At 73.6% G+C, this 22385-nt stretch carries 20 protein-coding genes and 1 tRNA gene; 17 read left to right on the top strand and 4 right to left on the bottom strand.

The genetic code is table 11. The annotated features are described in order from the left end of the window. Positions 1 to 160: 160 nt before the first annotated feature. Both ACSTA4_RS26960 and ACSTA4_RS26955 read right to left on the bottom strand, forming a co-directional pair. Positions 161 to 1537: a YcaO-like family protein gene (locus tag ACSTA4_RS26960; RefSeq protein WP_444961532.1), complete on the bottom strand. Its 1377-nt coding sequence runs from the start codon at positions 1535 to 1537 to the stop codon at positions 161 to 163. A 351-nt stretch (positions 1538 to 1888) separates the two neighbouring features. After that, positions 1889 to 2452 (bottom strand): TetR/AcrR family transcriptional regulator, encoded by a 564-nt coding sequence (locus ACSTA4_RS26955; RefSeq protein ID WP_444961531.1) that lies wholly within the window; start codon positions 2450 to 2452, stop codon positions 1889 to 1891. A 138-nt stretch (positions 2453 to 2590) separates the two neighbouring features. On the opposite strand from ACSTA4_RS26955, the gene ACSTA4_RS26950 reads away from it, so the two are divergent. Further along, positions 2591 to 3877 (top strand): MFS transporter, encoded by a 1287-nt coding sequence (locus tag ACSTA4_RS26950; RefSeq protein WP_444961530.1) that lies wholly within the window; start codon positions 2591 to 2593, stop codon positions 3875 to 3877. Positions 3878 to 3951: 74 nt separating this feature from the next. Beyond that, positions 3952 to 4881 (top strand): SAM-dependent methyltransferase, encoded by a 930-nt coding sequence (locus tag ACSTA4_RS26945; protein ID WP_444961529.1) that lies wholly within the window; start codon positions 3952 to 3954, stop codon positions 4879 to 4881. A 92-nt stretch (positions 4882 to 4973) separates the two neighbouring features. Here the strand turns inward: ACSTA4_RS26945 and fdhA are convergent, their stop codons facing one another. Continuing rightward, positions 4974 to 6194 carry a formaldehyde dehydrogenase, glutathione-independent gene (gene fdhA, locus ACSTA4_RS26940; protein ID WP_444961528.1) on the bottom strand — a complete coding sequence of 407 codons (1221 nt, stop codon included), beginning with the start codon at positions 6192 to 6194 and terminating at the stop codon, positions 4974 to 4976. Between the two features lie 265 nt (positions 6195 to 6459). Between fdhA and ACSTA4_RS26935 the strand changes: the two genes are divergently transcribed. Continuing rightward, positions 6460 to 6532, top strand: a tRNA-Thr gene (locus ACSTA4_RS26935). A 409-nt stretch (positions 6533 to 6941) separates the two neighbouring features. On the opposite strand, the gene ACSTA4_RS26930 is transcribed toward ACSTA4_RS26935, so the two are convergent. After that, positions 6942 to 7412: a MarR family winged helix-turn-helix transcriptional regulator gene (locus ACSTA4_RS26930; RefSeq protein ID WP_041552907.1), complete on the bottom strand. Its 471-nt coding sequence runs from the start codon at positions 7410 to 7412 to the stop codon at positions 6942 to 6944. A 122-nt stretch (positions 7413 to 7534) separates the two neighbouring features. Here ACSTA4_RS26930 and ACSTA4_RS26925 point away from each other — a divergent pair, with 122 nt between their 5' ends. The 14 genes from ACSTA4_RS26925 (at position 7535) to ACSTA4_RS26860 (ending at position 22385) form a co-directional block, all read left to right on the top strand. After that, on the top strand, positions 7535 to 8413 hold the full coding sequence (locus ACSTA4_RS26925; protein ID WP_444961527.1) for a DODA-type extradiol aromatic ring-opening family dioxygenase: 879 nt from the start codon (positions 7535 to 7537) through the stop codon (positions 8411 to 8413). Between the two features lie 80 nt (positions 8414 to 8493). Continuing rightward, positions 8494 to 9429, top strand: a complete 936-nt coding sequence (locus ACSTA4_RS26920; protein ID WP_444961526.1) for an NADP-dependent oxidoreductase — start codon at positions 8494 to 8496, stop codon at positions 9427 to 9429. A gap of 178 nt (positions 9430 to 9607) precedes the next feature. Then, positions 9608 to 10096, top strand: coding sequence for a hypothetical protein (locus ACSTA4_RS26915; RefSeq protein ID WP_444964284.1), 489 nt, complete (start codon positions 9608 to 9610; stop codon positions 10094 to 10096). A 79-nt stretch (positions 10097 to 10175) separates the two neighbouring features. Beyond that, positions 10176 to 10568 (top strand): hypothetical protein, encoded by a 393-nt coding sequence (locus ACSTA4_RS26910; protein ID WP_248772291.1) that lies wholly within the window; start codon positions 10176 to 10178, stop codon positions 10566 to 10568. Positions 10569 to 10718: 150 nt separating this feature from the next. Then, positions 10719 to 12560, top strand: a complete 1842-nt coding sequence (locus ACSTA4_RS26905; RefSeq protein WP_444961525.1) for an outer membrane protein assembly factor BamB family protein — start codon at positions 10719 to 10721, stop codon at positions 12558 to 12560. A 68-nt stretch (positions 12561 to 12628) separates the two neighbouring features. Further along, entirely contained in the window at positions 12629 to 12976 is a 348-nt protein-coding gene (locus ACSTA4_RS26900; protein ID WP_444961524.1) for a hypothetical protein, read from the top strand. A 31-nt stretch (positions 12977 to 13007) separates the two neighbouring features. Beyond that, entirely contained in the window at positions 13008 to 13238 is a 231-nt protein-coding gene (locus tag ACSTA4_RS26895) for a tyrosine-type recombinase/integrase (RefSeq protein WP_444961523.1), read from the top strand. Between the two features lie 498 nt (positions 13239 to 13736). After that, on the top strand, positions 13737 to 14459 hold the full coding sequence (locus ACSTA4_RS26890; protein ID WP_444961522.1) for a hypothetical protein: 723 nt from the start codon (positions 13737 to 13739) through the stop codon (positions 14457 to 14459). A 157-nt stretch (positions 14460 to 14616) separates the two neighbouring features. Next, entirely contained in the window at positions 14617 to 14979 is a 363-nt protein-coding gene (locus ACSTA4_RS26885; RefSeq protein WP_019607764.1) for a pilin, read from the top strand. Then, positions 14979 to 16640, top strand: coding sequence for a hypothetical protein (locus tag ACSTA4_RS26880; protein WP_444961521.1), 1662 nt, complete (start codon positions 14979 to 14981; stop codon positions 16638 to 16640). The genes ACSTA4_RS26885 and ACSTA4_RS26880 overlap by 1 nt, the downstream gene beginning before the upstream one ends. 27 nt (positions 16641 to 16667) lie before the next feature. Further along, positions 16668 to 17573 (top strand): PrgI family protein, encoded by a 906-nt coding sequence (locus tag ACSTA4_RS26875; RefSeq protein ID WP_444961520.1) that lies wholly within the window; start codon positions 16668 to 16670, stop codon positions 17571 to 17573. Continuing rightward, positions 17570 to 19321 carry a VirB4 family type IV secretion system protein gene (locus ACSTA4_RS26870; RefSeq protein WP_444961519.1) on the top strand — a complete coding sequence of 584 codons (1752 nt, stop codon included), beginning with the start codon at positions 17570 to 17572 and terminating at the stop codon, positions 19319 to 19321. Before ACSTA4_RS26875 ends, ACSTA4_RS26870 begins: the two co-directional genes overlap by 4 nt. Then, positions 19318 to 21600 (top strand): type IV secretory system conjugative DNA transfer family protein, encoded by a 2283-nt coding sequence (locus tag ACSTA4_RS26865; RefSeq protein WP_444961518.1) that lies wholly within the window; start codon positions 19318 to 19320, stop codon positions 21598 to 21600. Before ACSTA4_RS26870 ends, ACSTA4_RS26865 begins: the two co-directional genes overlap by 4 nt. Further along, positions 21600 to 22385, top strand: a complete 786-nt coding sequence (locus tag ACSTA4_RS26860) for a replication-relaxation family protein (RefSeq protein WP_444961517.1) — start codon at positions 21600 to 21602, stop codon at positions 22383 to 22385. Before ACSTA4_RS26865 ends, ACSTA4_RS26860 begins: the two co-directional genes overlap by 1 nt.

Genomic DNA, 22385 nt, shown 5'->3' with positions numbered 1-22385 from the left:
TCAGCGCGTGGAGCCGCCCGGTGCACGGGAGGTGTTCCGGCGCGGGAGGGGGTGCCCGGGCCGTCTCAGCGGGCGCGGAGCACGTGCCCTGGAGCACACGGGGAAGCCGGTGTGCGCAGGGCATTCCGACGTGGGGAGGAGAGGAGACGCCCGGGCGGCCTCAGCGGGCGCGGCGCGCCCGGCCCCGCGCTCCGGGCAGGGCCACGTGCCCCTTGGTGACGAGGTGGAACCGCTCCAGGCCGGGGCACTGCACCTGCACCACGACGGTGCCGTGCTCCAACTCCCGCAGCGGGTGCGCCGCGACGCGGTGCCCGGCCGCCGTCAGCCGTTCCACGACGGCGGCCCGCTGGAGGGGCACGCCGGTGCCGGGCGGCACGGTCTCGGGCGGCACCGCGCCCGGCGGCGCCTCGCCGATCCGGTCGGCGAAGTCCAGCATGGCGCAGGCCAGGAGACGGGGTTGTCCGGCGAGCCTGGCGCCGACCCCGGCCGCGACGTCGTGGTCGGCGACCAGCCGCGCGAACGGCCCCGACGCGTCCGTCGCCGCCGACTGCTCGGCCACGACCCGGGCGAGCAGCTCGCCCTGGACGAACTCGGTGACGGCGCGTTCCGCCGCGAGTTCGCCCGACAGGGAGGCGCCGAGCCCGTAGCGGTGGTCCGGGGCGCCGTCCCGGCGTTCGGGGGCGTAGGCCATGACCACGGGCACGCCGAGGTCGGTGGTCAGGTCGAGCAGGACCACCGGGCCGCCGACGAGGTCGCGGGCGCGGTCCAGGTGGGCGCGCAGGCGGCCGGGCAAGGCCTCGCGGGCCACGCGCGCGGGCATGGGGCCGCCGTCGTAGACCGAGCGCAGTAGGAACAGCGAGAACGCGTCGCGCTCCACCCACTCGTTCAGGGCGTGCAGGAGCGCCTCGTCGCGGGTGGCCCCGATCGCGCAGCCGGAGTTGACGCTGTAGGACATCGCCGAGCGGTACTCGGCGGTGTCACCGAAGGCGCGGCGCACCCGAGCCGCCTCCCCGCCCGGGACCGGGTACCACGGCGCCCACAGGAACACGGGGACGTCGACCGGCGGGCCGCCGTCGAGCGCCTCGTGGCGCACGCAGGCCACCCGTGCTTCCCGCTGCGCGGCCACGTCGCGGACCGCCCGGTCGGCGGCGAAGGGCCCCTCGGCCAGTTCCGCGGCTTCCACCAGGCGCACCGGCAGCGTCTCCAGGACGGTGGGGCCGGTGAACGCGTGTTCCAGGGCCTCGAACTGGGCGCCTACGCGTGCGGGAAGGCCGGGGCCCTTGCCAGCGCCGAGTCCGTAGGGGACCTCGGAGCCGTCGGCGTCCCACAGGCCGCACTGGACGGCGGTCGGTTCGCGGTCGTCGAGCGTTCGGTAGCGGGCGCTCCAGCCGAGGGCGCGCACCTCGGCGCGGACCCGCCGCTCCGCTTCGTCCAGGGTGAGTTCGCGTTCGCGGGTTCCGGACCAGCTTCCGGAACCCGGCCCGGGGAGCGGGGAGGTCCGCTCCCCGGACGCGGGGATCCACGCGGATCGCGTCACCGCGCTACTCCGCGGTCTCCTCGTCCAGTTCCTCGACGGCCGGGGCGATCTCGTCCGCGCTGTCCAGCGGGGCGGTCCACTCGTATCCTGCGCAGGCCATGGTGCGGCTCCTCGGCGATAGACACACGGGGCGCGCACGGGGTTGTCCGCGCCCCCGTCCTGCCTACCCCGTGAAGTGACGCCTGTCACTCGAAAGCGTCCTTTTCCCGCGAGTTCGTGTGGTTCTCCCGAAAACCGCGGAACAGACGACCGGAGTACCGGGTCCGCTCACCCGTCCGGCGTGTCCGGGACAGGCGCGGCGCCTCGGGACTGTTCACCAGCCCGTCCTGTCCGGGGCGGGCGCGGCGCCACTCAGGAGAGCCGGTCGGCGACGGCGGCCACCGCCGCCAGGACCACCGCGCGGTCCGGTGCGCCCTCGTCGCGCTCGAAGTGGCGGTGCATCGACCACCCCTCGACCAGGGCGTCCAGCGCGCGGCACGCCTCGGGCGGAAAGTGCGCCGACAGGGAGGCGCGGCTGGTGGCCATCCACGCGCGCGCGGCCCGGTGGACCGCCTCGTCGTGGCTGGCGTAGGAGTACATCTCGAAGAGCAGGACGAACTGGTGGGGCGTGGCGTACTCGGGCCCGCAGATGAGGTCGACCACGGCCTCGCACGCCTCGGCGCGGTCGCGCGCCGCCGCGAGCCGGTGCGCGTAGTACTCCGACATGGTCCGCGCCAGGTGTGTGAACGCCTGCTCCAGGATCGAGGGCAGGCCGTCGAAGTGGTAGGTGAGCGAGCCCAGGGGCACCGAGGCGCGCTCGGCGATCGCCCGGTGCGTGGTCCTGTGCACACCGCGCTCGGCGATCACCTCCAGGGCCGCGGCGAGGATGCGTTCCTTGCGTCGCGGGTCGTTGGCCACCCGCCTGGTTCCGGCCATGTTCCCCTTCCGGCCTCGGCGCTCTCCGTCCACGACCATTCTGGTGCTCGTCCACCCCCGTCCGTGCCCGTGGTGCCCGCGCCCACAAGTGTGTACTTTTGTACACACTACTGACCGCCACTCCACTGGGAGCCCTTCATGGGAACCGTCGTGGGCCGTCGGCGCCTCGCGCTGTGCGTCCTGTTCCTCCTGCCCGGGCTGGGGATCTCGTCCTGGGTCACGCGCACCCCCGCCATCCGCGACGCGCTGGGCGCCTCCACCGCCGAGATGGGGTTCGTCCTGTTCGGCCTCTCGATCGGTTCGATGATCGGCGTCCTCGGCTCGGGCGCGGTCGTCGCCCGCCTGGGCGCGCGACCGGTCGTCGTGGTCGGGACCGTCTCGATGCTGGGGAGCCTGCCCGTCATCGGTCTGGGCGCGGGCCTGTCGACCGCCCTCCTCGTCGCGTTCGGCCTGTTCCTCTTCGGGCTGGGCATGGGCGCCGGGGAGATCGCCATGAACATCGAGGGAGCCGACGTCGAGCGGGTCATGGCCGAGCCGCTGCTGCCGCGCATGCACGGCTTCTTCAGCCTGGGAACCGTCATCGGCGCCCTCGTCGGCATGGCGCTCACCGCGGTCGGGTTCCCCGTGGCGTGGCACCTGGCGGCGATGGGCGTCCTGACCCTGGCGGTCGCGGCGACACTCTTCGGCTCCCTGCCCCCCGGCACCGGCAGGGCGCTCCCGCGCGCCTCGGGCCAGGAGAACGCGGGCGGCGGACGCGCGCTGTGGAAGGACACCCGCCTGGTGCTGATCGGCCTCATCGTGCTCGCGATGGCCCTGGCCGAGGGCACCGCCAACGACTGGCTTCCGCTGATCATGGTCGACGGCCACGGCTTCGACCCGGCCCTGGGGTCGATGGTCTACGCCGTCTTCGCCGCGTCGATGACGGTCGGGCGCTTCGCCGGGGGCTACTTCCTGGCGCGCTTCGGCAGGGCCCGCGTGCTCGGGGCGAGCGCGCTGGCCGGGGTGGCGGGCATGGGGCTGGTGGCCGGTGCGGACAGCCCGGTCCTAGCCGCGGCGGCCGTGGTCCTGTGGGGGCTGGGCGCCTCACTGGGCTTCCCCGTGGCACTGTCGGCGGCCGGGGACTCCGGGCCCGACTCCGCGGCCCGGGTCTCCCTGGTGGCCACGCTCGGCTACGTCGCGTTCCTGGTCGGGCCGCCCGTGCTCGGCCTGCTGGGGGAGGCGTACGGGCTGCGCACGGCCCTGGTCGTGCCCCTGCTCCTCGTGGTGTTCGCCGGGTTCCTCAGCCCGGCGGCCCGCCCGCGCCGGGTGGCGGACGCGCGGATCGACCGGGACGGTGCGGGAACCGACGGAGATGGGGATGCTCCGGGAGCCGAGCGGGACGGCGCGGAGGCCGGGCCGGGCGGTGCGGAAGCCGACCGCGCCTGAGGCGGTTGCCTGAACGGTCGAGCGTGTCGCGGCCCGGGGGTGCGTCCGGAAGCGGCGGATGGCACACTCACGCCATGGCCGACGCCCCACCCGGATTCCCCGACCCAGCCGCCCGTGTCGACGCCTGGCTCAACGGAGCCTGGGTCATCGCGGCGCTCGCCGCCGCTGCGGAGGGCGCGCCGCTGTCGCGGGAACAGGGCAGGCTGCTGGCCGCCGCGGGATGCGCGGAGCCCGACGGCGACGGGTGGCGGCTGCTCCCGGCCTACCGCGACGTCCTCGCGGGCTCGGCCGGGCCGTCCGCCTTCCCGCGCAGGGTCGCGCGGCAGCTGTCCCAGGCCGCCGACGCCGCCTTGGGCGAGCAGGACCGCGCGGAGGAGGACGACGCGGCCCTCCTGGCCGAGGGCGCCGCCTCGGGGCAGCGGATGGCGGACTTCCTGAACCTGCTGGAGGAACGCGTTCCGGGGTTCGGTGACCTCCTCGGCCGGGACGGTCTGCGCTTCCTCGACGTGGGAACCGGGATCGGCGCCATCGCGGCCGCCGTCCTGGAGCGCGTCCCCGGATCCCGCGCGGTCGGGCTCGACGTCCAGTCCCGGGCGCTGCGCCTGGCCGAGCGCCACCTGTCCGAACGCGGGCTGCGCGACCGGGTCGAACTGCGCCTGCTCGACGTGGCCGAGCTGTCCGAGCCCGGGGCCTACGACCTGGCCTGGCTTCCCCTCGCGGCCCTTCCGCCCGACGCCGTCGCGCGGGCGCTGCCGCGCGTGCGCGAGGCCCTGCGCCCCCGGGCCTGGCTGCTCACCGCGACCGTGCTGCGCGACGACCCCGGTGACGCCACGGACGGCGGGATGCGCGACGCGGTGGTGCGCTGGCGGATGTCCCGCAGCCGGATCACCCCCTGGGGGCCGCGGGAGGCGGCGCGCGAACTGGCCGCCGCGGGCTACCGGGACGTGCGGCGGGTGGCCACGTCCGAACCCGCCCTCACCCTGCTCGTCGCCCGCGCGCCCTGAACCGCGAGCCCGCAGGCGGGGCCGCCCCGTCCCCGCCCCGCTCGCCGTCCGCGCACGGTTCGTCGCCCGCGCGCCGTGAACCTCCCCGTGCCTCAGCCCGTGCCGAGGTAACCGTTCGGGTCGAGCACGTACTTGCTGGCCGCGCCCTCGTCGAAGGCCCGGTACCCCTCGGGTGCCTCCTCCAGCGGGATCGCCACGGCGTTGACCGCCTCGGCGATGCGCACCCGGTCGTGGAGGATCGCCTCCATCAGCTCCCGGTGGTACTTCATGACCGGGCACTGGCCGGTGAAGAAGGCGTGCGACTTCGACCAGCCCAACCCGATCCGGACCGACAGGGAGCCCTCCTTGGCGGCCTCGTCGGACGCGCCGGGGTCGCCGGTCACGTACAGGCCCGGAATCCCGATGGACCCTCCGGCCCTGGTCACGTCCATCGCGGTGTTGAGCACGCTGGCGGGTGCCTCCTTCGAGGCGCCCTCGCCCGTCCCGTGCGCCTCGAATCCGACCGCGTCCACCGCGCAGTCCACCTCGGGAACGCCCAGGATCCGCTCGATCTGCCCGGCGAGGTCGCCCTCGGCCACGTTCACCGTCTCGCACCCGAAGCTGCGGGCCTGCGCCAGCCGCTCCTCCTTCATGTCCGCGACGATCACCACCCCCGCGCCGAGCAGCCGGGCCGAAGCGGCGGCGGCCAACCCGACGGGCCCGGCTCCCGCGACGTAGACGCTCGACCCGACGCCCACGCCCGCGGTGACGCAGCCGTGGTAGCCGGTCGGGAAGATGTCCGAGAGCATCGTCAGGTCCAGGATCTTCTCCATCGCCTGGTCGCGGTCGGGGAAGACGAGGAGGTTCCAGTCCGCGTAGGGCACGAGCGCGTACTCGGCCTGTCCGCCGACCCAGCCGCCCATGTCGACGTAGCCGTAGGCCGAGCCCGGCCGGTCCGGGTTCACGTTCAGGCAGATCTCCGTGCGCCGCGCCTTGCAGTTGCGGCAGCGCCCGCAGGAGATGTTGAACGGGACCGAGACGAGGTCGCCGACCTTGACGAACTCCACGCCGGGTCCGGTCTCGACCACCTCGCCGGTGATCTCGTGGCCCAAGACCAGTCCTTCCGGCGCGGTGGTGCGCCCCCGCACCATGTGCTGGTCGCTGCCGCAGATGTTGGTGGCGACGACCTTCAGGATCGCCCCGTGCGGCACCTCGCGCCCGACGTTGGCCGGGTTGACCCCGGGGCCGTCCTTGATGACGAACTCGGGGTAGTCGACGTCCTCGACCTCGACCCGGCCCGCTCCCCTGTACACGACACCCCTGTTGCCGGTCATGTCCTTCCCACCTCTCCGCCCCCGGGAGGGGGCACTTTCCCCTGTGGTTTCCGGTCGGGGCGGGCGGTAACCGGGTGTCGGGACCGCGTCCGGGCTTCTTTGCCGGATCGGGGCGCGCTGTCAGCGCGGGGGAGGGGTCCGTCAGTGGGCGGAACGGAGGCCGGGGCGGTGATTCGTACGTACCGGCGTATCCGAGTAGGCCGGGCGGTATCTGAACCGGTACCATTTCCGAGGGACGCGGCCGGAACCACGGTCGCGGCAGCCCGCCAGCGTAGCTCAATTGGCAGAGCAATCGCCTTGTAAGCGATAGGTTAGGGGTTCAAGTCCCCTCGCTGGCTCTCACATGTTCTGACCTGGGAAGACGCCCGGTCAGCCGCGTCGCTGGCGCGGCTGGGCCGCCCCGAGAGCGACCGCCCGCGCCGACCTCCGTCCGCCCGAGGGCGGGCGCGACGGCGCCCCCGTGTCGTACACCGACGCCGTGCGCCGGTTCACCACCGACCACCCGCTGACCGGCGGTCGGCCCACGGGCGTCTATGTCCGCTTCTGCACCGACGCTGACAAGAGCGCTGACATGCCCCAGAGGCTGGCGCCCGCCCCCGTGCGTCCGGCGGATGGGCCCGCTCCCGGCGCGCTGTCGCACGCCACCCCCGCCGAGATCCTCGCCCTGCTACGGACGGCCGTACCTTCCCTGAGCACCGCGTCACCGGCGTCGCGGAGCCGACGGGAGGCCCTGTCCGAGGAGGGCGCTCAGCCTCCTTCGAGTTCCCGGCGCACGGTGGCGGCGATGCGGGTGAGTGCGGTTCCGAGGTGGCGGCGCTGAGCTGCGCTGAGCGGATCGAACACGAGCCGCTTCACCTGCGCGACGTGTTCCGGTGCGCTCTCGACGAGCTTCTGCCGACCGGCGCCGGTCAGGGTGGCGAGGGTGTACCGGCCGTCGCCGGGGTCGGATCGGCGCACGACCCAGTCACGTGCCTCGAACCGGTCCATCACCTTCGACAGGCGGGGCAGGGTGCTGTCGCAGAGCCGGGCCAGGTCGCTGAGCCGCATGGTGGCCTCGTCGGCCATGGACAGCCGGGCCAGCACCCCGTACTCGAAGTTGGAGATACCCGCCTCCCGCTGCAACTGGCGGTCGAGGGCCGCTGGGAGGGCGATGACGACAGTGAGCAGCGCCTGCCACAGGTCCTGCTGGTCGTCGTCGAGCCAGGGTTGAGTGTCCATGGGCTTCATCATACTTGCCAGGGCAACTCGAATCACTTGCCCAGGCAACTCATTGTGGGTTACCTTTCAGTTGCCCAGGCAAGTAAAAACGCTTGCTGAGGCAAGTGAAGGAGCTGGTTCTGATGACCACCACGAGCAGCCCGGGTCCCCCCTCCCCGGCGCGCGCACCGGCCGCGGCCTACGACGACCTCCTCGCCCGGGTCCTGCCGCAGGCGCGCGGGCAGCGGGTGTGGACCCCCTCCGACGGGCCCATGCCCAGCCTCTTCGTCAGCCACGGCGCACCGTTCACCCTCGAAGATCCGCAGTGGCTCGGCGACCTCTTCGACTGGGCCCAGTCGATGCCCAAACCCCGGGCCATCGTCGTCGTCTCGGCCCACTGGGAACAGGCGCCGGTCGCGATATCCGGAGCCGCGGCGGGCGTCCCGCTCCACTACGACTTCAGCGGCTTCCACCCCCGCTACAAGACCCTCCCCTACGCGACCCCGGACGCCACCGACCTGGCCCGGCGACTCACGGGCCTGCTGGGCACGACACCGGTACACGAGTTCGCCGACCGCGGCCTCGACCACGGCGCCTTCATCCCGCTCATGGCCATGTACCCCGCCGCCGACGTCCCGGTCGTGCAGCTGTCGATGCCCAGCCTGGACCCCGGCGCCCTGCTCGAACTCGGAACACGCCTGCGGTCCCTGCGCGAAGAAGGCGTCCTCGTCCTCGGCTCGGGCTTCATGACGCACAGTTTCGCCGTCTTCCGCCGACCGGAGCTCGTCGCCGCCACCGCGGCCTTCGACGCATGGGCCGTCGACGCCCTCTCCCGGGGCGACGCCGACGCCCTCGTCGACTACCGCGTCAAGGCACCCGGAGCCGCGGTCGCCCATCCGACGGCCGACCACTTCGTCCCGCTGCTGTGCGCCGTCGGCGCCGCCGACGACCCCGGCAGCGCCGTGAGCGCCATCGACCGCATGGTGATGGGCAACTCCACCCGGTCGGTGCGCCTGACCTGAGCGCCCAGCCGCGCTCCACCCTCACCCCCGTCCGCCCGTCCCCGGGCGACGGCGTTCAACACACCCTGGAGGAAAGTGTCATGAAGGCGATCCGTTTCCACGAGTTCGGCGGTAGCGATGTCCTGCGCCACGAGGACGTCGACCGTCCGGTCCCCGGCCCCGGGCAGGTGCTGGTGCGGGTGGCGGCCACGTCGTTCAACCCGGTCGACGACCACATCCGCGCCGGTGCCCTGGCCGAGATGATCCCGATGACCCTCCCGTACGTGCCGGGGATCGACCTGGCGGGCACCGTCGCCGAACTCGGCACGGACATGACGGGCCTGGACGTCGGCGACCTAGTCGTGGCGATGCTGCCCCTCGACTCCGCCGGCGGGGCCGCCGAGTACGCACTCGCCCCGGCCGGGTCCCTGGCCCCGGCACCCCGGACGATCGAGCTGGTCGACGCCGCGGCACTGCCGCTGACCGGCCTGGCGGCCTGGCAGACGGCCTTCGAACTCGCCGAGCTGAAGCCCGGTCAGAGCGTCCTGGTCAACGGGGCGGGGGGTGCGGTGGGCAGCCTCGTGGTGCAGCTCGCGGTCGACGCGGGAGCGCACGTGACCGCGGTGGACGCGCCGCAGCACGCCGACCGCCTTCGGGGCTACGGCGCGGACCGGGTCGTCGGCCCCCTCGACCTCGCCGCGGGCCCGGCCGCCGCGGGCGGTCCGTTCCAGGTCGTGGTGAACCACGTGCGCCTCTCCCCGGAGGAGCTCGCGCGGCTGACGGACTACGTGGCCGACGGCGGGGTCGCCGCCAGCACGGCCGGCCCGGTTCCCGAGGACCCCGACCGGAAGGTGCGCAGCGCGAGCCTGTGGGTCCGCAGCGACGGGGCCCAGTTGGCCGACCTCGTCGCCAAGGTGGACGCCGGAAGGCTCCGGCTCCACGTCGCCGCGCACCGCCCGATGGCCGAGCTGGCCGCCGTGCACGAGGACGCCGCCACCGGGCGGCTGCCCGGTAAGACCGTCGTGCTCGTTCGCTGACCTCATCTGACCGGGCCGCCCGCCGTTCGCTCTCGCCGGCGGGCGGCCCGGAAGTTCGGCGGCCGCACCCGCACGCCGCACCGGTTTCCGGGGTCGTTCAGCGGCCCGGCACCGCGATACAGCACTCACGACGGGCACGCAGTGCAGAGGCAGCGGCGTCAAGCACTACAACGGGGTGATGACCGTCTTCCTGTGCTCCAAGTGCGGCACCCCGATCACACCGGAGCTGGCTGAACTGGCCACCGTGCCCGAGGTCGTAGACCTCGAGCATGACCGGGACAAGGACACGCGCCGGGCGCCCTCGACCGTGCCGCGCAGCCACTACGCGATCGATCCCGAGCCCTGGGGACCTTCCTACGTCGCGCAGGACGACCAGCACAACCCCAAGCCCGCGCAGTCGCGCGGCGGGCACGTGGTCTGCCGCGAGAAGGGCTTCGTCATCTCGGCGGGCACCCGGCGCACCGTGCTGGTGCACCCCGACGACGCAGCCGACCTTCGGCCCCTGCCCAGAGGAAAGAACAGCAGCGGGTGCTGTGGGCCGGCCGGTAACCAGGGGCTCAACCTGGCCTGCGTCTGCGGTGCTCCCGTCGCGACGCTGGCGGCCGACTGTTTCGGGCCCTACGAGCTGCACCTGGACCCCGTTCGGACCTACGCGTTCTCCCCGTGAGTCCCGGGGCTCGCCCAGCGCCTTGGGAACTGATCGGACCTCTGGCAGGCTGGGGGCCTCCCTTGCAGAGAGGAACCGTATGGAAGCGCGGTGGCCCAAGGACACCTTCGTCTTTCCCGAGGGGCAAATCCCCGAGTACGTGGATCTGGTGGGAGGTCCCTGGCAGATGCACAGCACCCGGCGCACCAGCGATGAGGTTCACCAGGCTCTGGAACGCGCCCTTGCCGAGGACCTGGTGAACACCGCCTCCGGAAACCTGGGCGGGCTGTTCGACGCACCCGACGACGCGCTGCCCGCGAGGCCGCCGGGCCACCCGAGGCCTCGTGCGCTGTACACGAGGGTGACCCAGGACGACGGTATGTACGGGCCCTCCCACATGTGGGGGTTTCGCCGCTGGGAGCCCTCGCACCCCAACGACCCCTCGGTCGCGGCGTACTACCTTCAGTACGGACTGTCCGAACCGAGCTACTAGCCCTCGCTCCTGGTGACGGTGATGCTGGTGGCGTGGCCGTGCACCCGTGCCTGGGTGCACAGCCAGGCCCATGCGCACACCGGCCCACCCCATGCTCCCTAGACTGCCCAGGCCGGATACGGCCGGACCAGGACAAGGGGTGGGAGAACGGTGCGACGACGTGTGCGAGACGTGCTCGGCTGGAGCGGGGTCGCGGTGGTCGTGGGCGCCCTGGTCCTAACCACACCCCAGGTCTCGGACTTCGGCGAGCGGGCCGCGCCGGGGAGTCAGGGCCTGGCACTCCTGGTCGGCCCGACGCTGCTGCTGGCCGCCGCGGTGCTGGGGTGGGTGGCCCTGACCGCCACCCGCGACCCCGAGCGGCTCGCCGCGCGTCCGACCCTGGGCAGCGCGCTGGGACGCGGCGCCGTGGTCTTGGTGGTGCTCGCAGTGGTGTGGGCGGCCTTCCCCACCCGTCACCTGCTCGCGACCGTGGACGAGGACGGCTATCGGATGTTCCCGGACCACATCCTGGCTCTGTGGGTCGGGGTGTGCCTGGTGGCCCTGGGTACGGCCCTGGTGCTGGGAGCGGCCACGGCCCTGCCCTGGCACCGGTGGAAGCGGGTACTGACCGGGGCGATGGTGGGCGCTGTGGTCGTGGCGTTGGTCTGGACACTGGTGCCCGCGGCCCTGACCCGCGCCTTCCTCGTTGAGCACACCGTGGCCGATGAGGGTGGGCAGGCGGCGCCGGTCCCGGCCACGATCGGCCGGGTGGGGTGGACCTGGGAACCCGAGAACCCGGTGCTGGACCCGGTGCTGGACGTGGAGCGGGGCCCGCACGGGCCCCTGGTGCTCTACTCCGATGGGTTCGTGGCCCTGGACGGGGCCACCGGAGAAGAGCTGTGGACCTACCGTCTGCCCTTCTCACGCCAGGCGCAGGCCGGGGTGTTCGCGGGCCAGGACCGCTACGCCTACCTGCTGCACGTCACCGAGGCCACGTCCGAGTCCGAGCCGCACACTCACACGATGGTGGTGCTGGACACCGCCACCGGCGAGGTCGTGCGCGAAACGCCCATGCCCGCCCTGGCCTGGCAGGGGCAGCAGGAGCGCCCCCAAGTCCGTCACCTCACCCCCGACGTGCGCGTCTTTCGCGTCTACGAGGACGGGCGGTCCCTGATCGTGGCCTACCCCACCGACTCCACTGAGCGCCTGTGGGAGGTCGAACTCCAGGACGGGCCCGGTGAGCGCTGGTGCATGTGGGCTGATGACGACGGGATCCGCGGCCACGGCGACCGGGTGCTGGTGGCACGCCTGTGCCTGGACCAGAAGCACATCCCCGAGGAGAACGTGGACTCGACCCTGTACGGGATGGAGGTGCCCTCGGACGCGGTGGAGAGCGTGACCGCGCTGGACGCGGCCACCGGCGAACAGGTGTGGCGCCAGGAGTGGACACCAGACAACCTCTCCTACGTGCGGGTGCCTACCATCGGCGCCGTGCGCGAGGGCCACGGGGGTGCGGCGGTGGCCCGCACACCGGGCGGGGTGTTCGCCTTGGGCGACGGCGCTTCCGTGCAGGTGCTCCCTCCCGCCCCGGACCCCACGTATGAGTACGCCCTGGGTGTGGACACACAGGGCGCGGTGGTGCTGCGTGACCGAGGCGGCGATGAGCCTGGTCTGTTGCTGGTCACCGACGCCAACGGGGAGGTCGTTCAACGCACCGAGGTCGAGGTGGACGCGGACCTGTGGGTGCCGGTGAACCGGGCCCGCGTCCTGGAGTCGGTGCTGGTCGTACCTCACCTGGCCCGGGACGACGCCGACCGTCGGGTCCTCGCTGTCTCCGTCCTGCCCTGGGAGGGCGAGCAGACTCAGCAGGGCTGGACGCAGATCCTGCTGGAGGACGGCGAAGGCCCTGTCCAAGTGCCGGACCTGCCGGGCGCTGGCGACTACGGCGTTCTTCCGGTTCCCGGCGCGGTGGTCGCCCACGCGGAGGGCCGCTTGTACGGGCTGGTGCCTTAGTCCCCGTGTGGCGGCTCCGAGTACGTGTACTCATGCGGGCGAAAGAGGCGCCGCCCAGACTGGACAGCATGACGAACTCCGCGCAGTCCCCCGGAATCTTCCTCTACCGCCGTCCCTGGCTCGCGGTCCTGCTGTGGATCGTCGGGGTGATCGTGGTCGAGGGCGCGGGCCTGGTGCTCCTGATGGGGGCGTACATGGGTACGGCCAACGGCGCCCACCCCGCGGACGGGCCGATGCTGTCCATCGCCTTGTACGCGCTGTGCGCGACGCCCCTGGTGTCCTTGGTGTCCCTGGTGTTGGTGCTCATGGGCCCCCGCCTGCGCCGGGGCGCCACGGTCGTGGGGGTGCTGCTGTTGGTCGTGGTGGCGGTTGCCTTCGGAGCGATCGGTACATCAGTCAGCCTGGAGCCGGTGTAGCCAGACTCGAAAATGCAGGTTTGCCCTACCTGTGGTTCTCGACCAAGGGCGGGCGCTGACGAAGTCAGGCGCTTACCAGGTGCTCCGCCGCCGGGTCACGCATGCGGGTGTGGGACATGTGCGCCCGCATCGCTTACGGCACGACTTCTCGCATCGCTACCTGGACAACGGCGATGCCGAGGGGGATCTGATGGGGCTCAACGGCTGGGATTCGCGGCAGGTGCTGCGCCACTACGACCAGGCCATGGAGCGCTGTGCCTGAGGTCTGTTGAGTGGGGTGCTGACAGTGATGGGCTGGTGTTGCTGTCAGTGCTTCCGTCAGCGCTCTTTGGAGCTGAGATGCCCTGAGCTCCGCGCATGCGGAGGTGTACTGGCCAGGTCAGTTAGATGTGGCTACGCGGCACCAGCCAGGGCGAGAACAGGGTGCTCTTGTCAGCGCATCGCCCATTCGCCGCTCTCAGAAATTCGGTCATGGTTCGGCCAAGGCGGACGCTGACAGCGCCTACCGCTCCCGATGACAGCGCTCCCGCCAGCGCTGTCATCCCTGTTCAGGGCCTGTTTCCGGTGCTGTCAGCAGACAGTCGCTGAGAAGAATCCGCCCGCCCCACCCCCCGCACCCGAACGCCTCGTGTCAGCTCCCCGCCACCACCCCGCCCGTGCTCCGCTCGCCGACCGTGAGCCCTCCGTGCGCCCGCCGTCAGCCCGACTTCCTTTCGTGGTCCGCGTCATCACTGACACGGCCCGCGAAGGGAACAGATCCATGACGACCGAACCGCTCAACCGTGCCGAGAGGGAGTTCCAGCTCCTCGACCTCGATGTCGCCGACCTCGCGGCGCAGCTCGTCCCCGCCACCGACACCCCTCCCACCACCCTGGTCGAGCTGCGCGCCGCGCTCCTGGACCGCACCATCGACCGCCGCTCGCGTGACGACGTCTGGCGGAGCCTGGTCGTGCGCGCACAGGACCGCGAGGAGTGGATGGTCGCCGCGATCGGCTTCGCCATGCCCGCGCTGCGCACCTGCGCCCGCGGCCTGTGCCGGGGCCTGGACCCGCGCACCGTCGAGGAGGTGGAGGAGGAGCTCCTCGCGGGCTTCGTCCACGCCGTCCGCGAGGCCGACACCGCCTGGCACCGCCTGCACTGGGCGCTGCGCTGCCGCGCCCAGCGGGCGGGCCTTCGGGCCCGGACCGCCGCTCTGCGCCAGCCGCTCCTCATGGCCGAGCCGCCCGTCACCGCCGTCGTCCCCACCGGAACGCCGGACACGGTCCTCTGCCGGGCCGCCCGCCACGACGTGATCACCCCGGACGAGGCCGAGATCATCGGCCGCACCCGCCTGGAGGGCGTCTCCCTGGCCACGGTCGCCCGGGAGCGGGATGTGCCGTACTGGCGCCTGGCCAAGCGCCGCGCCCGCGCCGAGGAGCGCCTGGCCGAGGCGATCCGCTCCCACCAGTTCACCGACCGGGACGACCTGCTGCTCGTGGCCTGAGCCGCGGCCTGACCCGTGGCCCGACTCGTGGGCCTGACCCGTCGTGGTCCGAGCGTTGCGGCGGCTCCGCCCGCGTGACGGGCGGGCCGTCGCGCGTCCCATCGACTCGTTTCCTTCCCCGCACGCATGCGCGGGGAGCGCTCTCGGAAGGTGCGGGATGAGCATGTCGTGGTGTGTGCTGGCCGGGGCGGGGCCGCTCCTGCTGTCCGCCTCGCCGACGGAACTGGTCCTCCCCGGGCTGCACGCCGCCCAGGGCGAGGACCCCTACCTGTACGCCGTGCACGCGGTGGAGGTGGTCAGGAGGATCACCCGGCTGGTGCAGTTGCTCGCCGTCTCCCTGGCCACGCTCTTCATCGCGGTCTCCGGGGTGCGCTGGATGGTCGCGGGCGGCGAGCCCGGGGAGATCGACAAGGCCAAACGCGGCATCTACGGGGCCTGCATCGGCTACCTCGTCGCCCTGGTGGGCGAGGTGCTGCTGCTGGCCTTGGACTACGTCGTCAAGTACGAGCAGGGCGTCTGATGTCCCCGGCCGAACCGGACGAGGCCGAGCAGGACCCCGCCGAGGTCTTCGACTGCGGGGTCCTGGAGGTCTCCTGCCACATCACCTCATGGTTCCACGGCCTGATCTCGGACGTGGTCAACCCGCTCTTCGGGTGGATGGCGGACAAGGCGTTCCACACCCCCGAACCCACGCCCGGGGTGACCGGTGTGTGGGAAGGGGTGTCGGCGGCGGTCAACACGGCTTACGCGCTGCTGATCCTGGCGGCGGGGCTGGTCATCATGGCCCACCACAGCCTCCAGGCCCAGTACGGGGCGCGGGAAGTCCTGCCCCGCCTGGTGGTGGGGTTCGTCGCCTCGAACCTGTCGCTGGTCGTGGTGCGGCTGATGTCGGACTGGTCGACGGAGTTCGCCCGGGCGTTCGCCGCCGACGGGGTCAGCGCGGAGAGGGCGGCGCGGGCCCTGACCGAGCGGGTGGGGCCCTTCCTTCTGGAGGCGACGGCGTTCGTCGTGCTGCTCCTGCTGGTGCTCGTGGTGCTGCTGGTGGTGTGGTCCCTGGTCGAGATCGTCCGGATCGTCATCGTGATCCTGCTGACGGTGGGCGCGCCGCTGATGCTGATGTTCCACGCGCTGCCGCAGACCAACCGGATCGCCGAACTGTGGTGGCGGGCGATGACGGCCGTGTGCGTGGTCCCGATCGCGCAGGCGCTGGCCTTCGTGGCGCTGATGCGGGTGTTCTTCGAGGGGGACACCCAGGTGCTGTTCGGGGCCGCGCAGATCCTGAGCGGGGACGCGAACCTCTTCGACCTGTTCCTGCTCCTGGTCCTGGTCTACGTCCAGATCCGCATCCCGTTCTGGACCTACAAGGCCGTGCTGTCGGGGCACCGGGGCAGGTCGCCGGTGGTGTCCGCGGCCAAGTCCCTGACCTGGGCGGCCGTGCTCACCACCGCGGCGTTCGCGACCGGCGGTACCGCGGCGGCGGGCACGGCGGCGACCGGGGCGGTACGGGGGCGCCTGGGTTCGCTGCTGCGGACGGCCCACAACGCCAGGACCGTCCGCCGGGCCGGGGCCGTCCACCAGTCCGCCGCGATGCCGCGCCGCGTGCGGACCTGGAGGTTCGGCACCCCGAACGCCTCGACTCCGCCCGCCCGGCACGGCCCCGCCGTCTCGCGGTCCGCGCCTTCGGGCGCGGGGGAGCAGGGCGGCCTGGTACGCACACCGCCCGCAGGGTCCGGGCCCCGGACTTCGGGGCCGCGAGCGCCGGTCCACCGCCCGGACGGAAGGCCGGCACCGCGAGCGGGAGCGAAGGCGCCGTGGACCGAGGGGGCCGACCAGGGCCGGTCGCGGGACCGCACGCCGCCACGGACCGGTCCGCGCGGCCCGAATCCACCGCACCATCCGCGCCGCGCACCCGCGCCCGGCCCCGGGACGAACCCGCCGTGGACCGACCACACCCGCCCCGTCGGCCACACCCCGCCGCGAACCCCGCCGCGGACCGCGCCGCACGCGGACACACCGCGCCACCACCCGCGTCCGGCACCGCCCCGGGCAGGCGGCAGCGCCCCGTACGGGCGCACACGCGCACGCCCCGAACCCCGGCGGTGGCCGCCGCGCGGCCGCGGAGCCGGGGCCCACCGCGACGGGCCGCGCTGGCGATGGCGCTGGAACCCGTGGCGCACCTGACCACCACAGCAGAAGGGGAAACCGACCGTGGACCACGAGGACTCCGTCTGGCACGCCCGCATCCCGGCCGACATCGACCGGCCCGAACCCGTCCTGTGGAACCTCACCGCCCGCCAACTGCTCCTGCTCACGCCCGCCGCGCTCACCACCTGGGCGCTGTTCTCACCGCTGGCGGGCTTCCTACCGCTGTGGGCCTCGGTCGCGGTCAGCGCGGCGGTGCTCGCCCTGTCCTGGGTGCTCGCGCTCGGCCGTCGCGACGGGATCGGTTTGGACCGCCTCGCCGCGCTGTCCGTGCTCTGGCTGCTGCACGCCAAGCACCGCGCGCCCGCGGCGCCGCGGGTCCGCCTGCCCCGGTGGGCGCCCAGGACCGCCCGGGGGCCGCGCCTGGCACCGCTGAACCTGCCCGCCGCGGCGGTGCACGACGACGGCACCGTCGACCTGGGGCAGCGGTGCGCGGTGGTCCTGACCTGTTCCACCGTGCCCTTCCACCTGGCCTCCGGGCAGGAGCAGGACCAGATCCTGGCCGGTTTCGCCGCCTTCCTGGACTCCCTGGCCGAGCCCGCCCAGTTCGTCGTCCAGCGCCGCCGGACGGACCTGGACGCGCACGTACGCGGCACCCGCGACCGGGCCCGGACGCTCCCGCATCCCAGGCTCAGGCGCGCGGCCCTGGCGCACGGGGCCTTCCTCGACGACCTCCAGCGCCGCCACCAGCTCGTCCACCACCGGGTGCTGCTGGTCCTGACCGCCGACGGCCCCGTCCGCGAGGTGGGTGAGGGACTGCTGTGGCGGGCGGAGGACGCGGTGTCCCAGCTCGCCGCCCTCGGCGTGCGCGCCCGCCTGTGCGACGGCCCCGCCGCCGAGCGCGTGCTGCGCTCCTCCCTGAACCCGGACTCGGGAACCCGCCCGCTGACCACCACGCAGGAGGAGCGATGACCGTGCACGATCGACGGACCCCGGGCGGACCCGCCGTCCGCCTGTACCCGCGCCGCCTGGATCTGGACGGGCGCCTGGCCCAGACCATGATCGTCACCGGTTACCCGCACGACGTCCACGCCGGGTGGGCCGACCCGCTGCTCACCTACCCCGGCCACGTCGACATCGCCGTCCACGTCGTCCCGGTCCCCGGACAGGTCGCCGCGCACCGGTTGCGCCGACGCCGGGCCCGCCTGGAGTCGGCCTGGCGGACCGACGCCGCCCGGGGAGGGCTGGAGGACCCCCAGCGGGCGGCCGCGGCGCAGGACGCCGCCCTGCTGGCCGAACGCGTGGCGGGCGGGGAGGCGCGGCTGTTCCGGCTCGCGGTGTACCTGACGGTGCACGCCGCCACCCCTGAGGAGCTGGACGCCGAGGTGGGCCGCCTTTCCGCGCTGGCCGGTTCGATCCTGGTCGACCTGGCCCCGGCCACCTACCGGCCCCTGGCCGGGTGGATCGCGACCCTGCCGCTGGGCACCGACCCGGTGGGCGCGGCGCGGACCATGGACACCGACGCGGTCGCGGCGCTCATGCCGTTGTCCTCGCCCGACCTGGCCGCCGAGCTGGGGGAGACCGCGGTCGTCTACGGCGAGAACGTCCACTCCGGCGGGCTGGTCGCCTGGGACCGGTTCAACGGCGACCTGGACAACGGCAACGCGGTCATCCTGGCCCGCAGCGGCAGCGGCAAGTCCTACCTCGCCAAGCTCGAACTGCTGCGCGCCCTGTACGCGGGGGTGCGGGCCAGCGTCATCGACCCCACCGGCGAGTACGCGGCGATGGCCGACGCGGTGGGCGGCCAGCATGTGCGGCTGGGGCGGCCGGACGGGCGCCTCAACCCCTTCGACCTGCCCGGAACCGGTGAGGAGGCCTTCACCACCAGGGTCCTGTTCCTGCACACCCTGGTCTCGGTCATGGTCGGAGCCCTGGACGCCGCCGAGAGCGCCGCCCTGGACCGGGCGGTGCTGACCGCCTACGCCGAACGCGGCATCACACGCGACCCCGCCACCTGGAACCGCACGCCGCCGATCCTGGCCGACCTCGTCGCCGTCCTGCGCGACACCGGAGACGGGGCCGACCACGAAAGCGACCGAGCCCGGGCCGCGCACCTGCTGGCCGACAAGCTGGCGCCCTTCACCGACGGCTCCCACCGGGGGCTGTTCGACGGACCCAGCACCGCCGCGCTCACCGGCCATCTCACGGTCGTCTCGCTGCGCCACCTGCCCGACGAACTGCGCACCACCGGCCTCCTGCTGGTCCTGGACGCCCTGTGGTCCCAGGTCCGCGACTCCGCCCACCGCCAGCCAAGGCTGATCACCATCGACGAGGGCTGGTCGCTGCTGCGCGACCCCGTCGGCGCCAGATACCTGTTCAACCTCGCCAAGAACGCCCGCCGCCACTGGGCCGGGCTCACCCTCGTCACCCAGGACGTGGCCGACCTGCTCGCCACCGACCTCGGACGCGCGGTGGCCGCCAACGCCGCCACCCAGATCCTGCTCCACCAGGCCCCGCAGAACCTCGACGCCGTGTGCGAGTCCTTCCACCTCTCGCACGGCGAACGGCAGATCGTCGCCACCGCCGAACGCGGCAGCGCGCTGCTCACGTCCGGGCACCACCGGGCGGTGTTCCGCGCCCTGGCCTCACCCGAGGAACACCGGCTGATCACCACCGACCCCGCCGAACTCGCCCGCATGGAGAGGGAGGACCGAGGATGATCGCCGTCGACCCCGCGTTCCCGGCCGCCGCAGCGGCGGCCGCGTCCGCCCTGTGCGCGTGGGCGGCCTGGGTGCTGGCCTGGCGCCTGACCCGCACCGCTTATCTGTCGCGCGGCGCGAAGGTCCTGGAGGTGCACGCGCCGCCCGAGGCCACCGTCGACCACGCCCGTGCGTTCTGGTCCCACACCCTGGGTCTGCTGCGTCCGCGCTGGACCCACCAGCTCCTGCCGCCGCACCTGGCCTGGGAGTACGTCGCCTCCGCGGCGGGGGTGCGCGTCCAGCTCTGGATTCCGGGCACCGTCAACGCCCGCGCGCTGGAGCGGGCCGTGGCCGCCGCCTGGCCCGGCGCCACCACCAGCCTGTGGCCCGCCACCGCCTCCGTTCCGCGCGGCGAACACGCCTTCGGCCACTGGATCGCCATGGCGCGCGGCGACCACTACCCGCTGCGCGCCAAGTTCGCCGACGACCCGTTGCGCGGCCTCTTCGGGGAGCTCGCCGACCTCGCGCCCGGCCAGCACGCGGTCCTGCGGGTGTGCGCCCGCCCCGCCACCGCCACCAGGGCCGCCCGAGCCCGCTCCGCCGCCGCCCGCCTGCGAGGTCTGCACGCCTCGCCCCTGTCCGGGGCGACAGTGCGCACACCCACCTACCCGGGCGTCACCGACGACGTCCGCGCCATCCTCAACAAGTCCGCCGCGCCCCGCCTGGCCTGCCAGATCGACTGCCTGGCCACCACCGAGCACGCCGGAGAGCAGGCCCGCCGACGCCTGCGCGCCCGCACCCGCGCCATCGCCGCGACCCTGGCCGCCTACACGTCCGGACTCAACGCGCTCAGCCGCCGGTGGATGCCCTTCCCCGGCCTGTGGACGGGCCGCCGCCACCTCGCCCGCGGCTACCTGCTCACCACCGACGAACTCGCCGCGATCGCCCACCTGCCCACCGACGCCGCCGTCCCCGGCCTCACCCGCGCCAGCGCCCGCCGCGTCGCGCCCGGCCCCGACCTGCCCCGCGCGGGCCGCGTCCGCGTTCTCGGCGAGGCCGACGCCGGACCGCGCCGACCCGTCGCCCACGGGATCGAGGAGGCCCGCCAGCACACCCACGTCATGGGCAAGACCGGATCGGGAAAGTCCACCCTGCTGGCCAGCATGATCTGCCAGGACGCCGAGGCCGGACGCAGCGCCCTGGTCATCGAACCGCGCGGCGACCTGGTCCTGGACGTCCTGGACCGCCTGCCCAAGCGCGCCGTCGGGCGCACGGTCGTGTTCGACCCGGCCGACCCCGCGCCGCCGCCCCGGCTCAACATCCTCCAGCTCGGCACCCCCGAGCACGCCGCCGACACCGTCACCGGCATCTTCCGCCGGGTCTACGCCGACTCCTGGGGTCCGCGCACCGAGGACATCCTGCGCGCCGGCACGCTCACCCTCGCCCGCGCCCAGGACCCCGGCCTGACCCTCGGACACATTCCGCGCCTGCTGGGCGACGACGCCTGGCGCGCCCGGCTGCTGCTCTCCGCCCGGGCCACGGGAGCGCTCGGCGAGTTCTGGCGCTGGTACGAACGCCAGAGCCCGCAGATGCGCGCCGCCGCCACCGACCCGGTCCTGAACAAGCTGCGCACGATCCTGCTGCGCCCCTGGGCGGCGGCCGTCCTGGCCTCGGGCGCCTCCACCCTGGACCTGCCCGCCCTGCTCGACCACGGCGGCCTGGTCCTCATGCGCCTGCCCAAGGGGCGCTTGGGCGAGGACACCGCCTCCCTCGTCGGCACCATCGCCCTGGCCGCCGCCTGGAACGCCGTCACCGCCCGCGCCGACGTCCCCGAACGCGAACGCCCCGACACCACCGTCTACCTCGACGAGGCCGCGAACTTCCTGCGCCTGCCGGGCTCACTGGCCGACATGCTCGCCGAGGCCCGCGGCTACCGCGCCGGGCTGGTCATCGCCCACCAGGAACTGGGACAGCTGCCCGCCCAGACCCGTGCCGCCGTGGCGGCGAACTGCCGCACGAAGGTGTTCTTCAACGCCTCCCCGGACGACGCCGCCAAGCTCGAACGCCACACGCTCCCGCACCTGAACGCCTACGACCTGTCCCACCTGGGCCCCTACCAGGCCGCGGTGCGCACCCTCCACGGCGCCGCCGAACTGCCCGCCGCCACCATGCGCACGCTCGCGCTGCCCGACCCGGTCCGGGGCCGCGCCCGCCAGGTCCGCCGAGCCGCCCGCCGCTTCAGCCCCACTCCGACCCGCACCAAGGGGACCGATCCGCGACAGCGAGGGGAAACACGCTGATGGGCACCACCGACCTGACCGACCGCGACATCCACATCCTCCAGGCCCTGCACGCCCACCGCGTCCTGACCACCCCGCACGTCGGCGCGCTGTTCTTCCGCGGCACCAGCCCCCGCGCCGTGCAGCGCCGCCTGCTCAAGCTGGCCGCGGACGGGTTCACCGACCGCTTCCTGCCGCCCCACACCCACGCCCGCGTCCCCTACCACTGGACCCTCGGCAGGGAGGGCGCCCGCCTGCTCGCCGACCGCTGGCACACCACCGTGGACGGCATCGGCTACCGACCCGAGTTCCACCGCAACCTGGTGATCTCCCGCCAGCTCGGCCACGTGACCGGCCTGGCCCAGACCTACGTGTGCTTCGCGGCCGGCGCGCGCCTCACCCGAGGGGCGGTCCTCCAGCGCTGGTGGTCCGAGGCCCGGTGCCGCAAGATCTGGGGACACCACGTGCGCCCCGACGGCTACCTGCGCTGGCGCCAGGACGGCACCACCCTGGACGCCTTCGTGGAGTTCGACACCGGCAGCGAACCTCTCCTGCGCGTCGCGGCCAAGGTCAGCCGCTACCGCGACCTGGCCGAGGAGACCGGCCTGCGCTCCCCGGTCCTGTTCGTGGCCACCTCTTCCGGGCGCCTCACCTCGCTGTGCCACGCCCTCGGCGCGGGCGGGGAGGAGGTGCCGGTCCACGTCACCACCCTGGAACAGCTCGACCGCTTCGGCCCCACCCGCCCCGTCTGGCGCCGAGCGGGCGACGCGACCTGCGCGGTCCGCCCGCTCGTGGCACTCGCCTGA

The organism is Nocardiopsis sp. M1B1, from assembly GCF_052466615.1.
Note: the sequence above shows the minus strand (reverse complement) of the source record. Positions and strands in the feature narration are given on the sequence as shown.